Below are 1,065 nucleotides of genomic sequence, written 5' to 3'. Positions count from 1 at the left end.
CACCCTGCTGGCCACGATAGTATTCGACCTCATAAACATAATGACGGCTTGACGCCTCTCAAAAAAGAACAGCTTTACAAAAAAACTCTAAACTCGTGACCAGATGGGTTGACCACTACAAACCAACAACGGCAGCTAAAAGTCAGGGAGACTTACCACTCCTACCAACTTAGTCAGAACTGCCGCCAACGCACACCCATCGGGGAGATTCACCTTAAAGGCCATTGGTTAATCCAAGCGGGATTTGAGATTGATTCGCCGGTGAAGGTCAGGGTTATGGACGGGTGTTTGGTGTTGACTAGCGAACCGTAAATAAAAAGGCACTCGATGATTTTTAACGAGTGCCTGTCCTGCTTATTTCGAATCTAGGCTAGGGCTTAAATTGCATTTTCTATTTTTTATCTGGAATTTTCTTGGCGACTTCAATCTTACCATTGTGATTGATAACAATTGTTAACACTTGACGTACCCAATCAGAACTCGAATCTGCTTGAACCCTTATAGGAGCCCCGTATTCAAAGAAAACCCGTAGCTCTTCATTTTCGCTACCTTCATTTGCGATAGCTAAATCTGGCCCTCCTAATTGCTCAATTCCAATCAATTTCTCCAATGGGACAAGCATTTTTTCACCAAGCGTCTCGATCAAAATAGATTTAACCTCACCATTACCTTGACTACGAACATTCACAGTAACTTCGCCAAAATCTGAAGATAACAGAGTTCTATAGGTTCGTTCATTCCAAGGCACAGAACGAAAATCTGGAACATCAACTACAGCAGCTACATTCATACTTAACCCGGAAAAAAATAACCACATAAATAAATAAAATAGGCTCTTCTTCATTGCATTTCTCATTGGTGTTTATCTATAGTAAAAGCGTTTGGAATTTAGGTTTAACAGAAACCCTGAAATCCACCGCTGAGCAGTACTCTTAACTTTTCTTTATGTTGGTCAATATTCTTGAAAAAAACTACGCATGCCTGCCTAAAGGTTTTCACATCGGCATGATATTGATTATAGAGGACTTTCTTTTTGAAGAACCGCCAAAGGCGCTCGGTAATGCA

The 1,065-nt window shown here is 40.8% G+C and carries 2 protein-coding genes; one reads left to right on the top strand and one right to left on the bottom strand.

Annotated elements, in window-relative coordinates; genetic code table 11:
* Positions 1 to 108: 108 nt before the first annotated feature.
* Positions 109 to 312, top strand: a complete 204-nt coding sequence (locus tag AC438_RS17475; RefSeq protein WP_082354233.1) for a SymE family type I addiction module toxin — start codon at positions 109 to 111, stop codon at positions 310 to 312.
* A 79-nt stretch (positions 313 to 391) separates the two neighbouring features.
* Here the strand turns inward: AC438_RS17475 and AC438_RS16430 are convergent, their stop codons facing one another.
* The gene (locus tag AC438_RS16430) at positions 392 to 844 is read right to left on the bottom strand and encodes a hypothetical protein (RefSeq protein ID WP_156317139.1); all 453 of its coding nucleotides are present in this window, start codon (positions 842 to 844) and stop codon (positions 392 to 394) included.
* Positions 845 to 1,065: the final 221 nt, after the last annotated feature.

This window comes from Marinagarivorans algicola, assembly GCF_001292705.1.
In the GTDB taxonomy this organism is placed as follows: domain Bacteria; phylum Pseudomonadota; class Gammaproteobacteria; order Pseudomonadales; family Cellvibrionaceae; genus Marinagarivorans; species Marinagarivorans algicola.
Note: the sequence above shows the minus strand (reverse complement) of the source record. Positions and strands in the feature narration are given on the sequence as shown.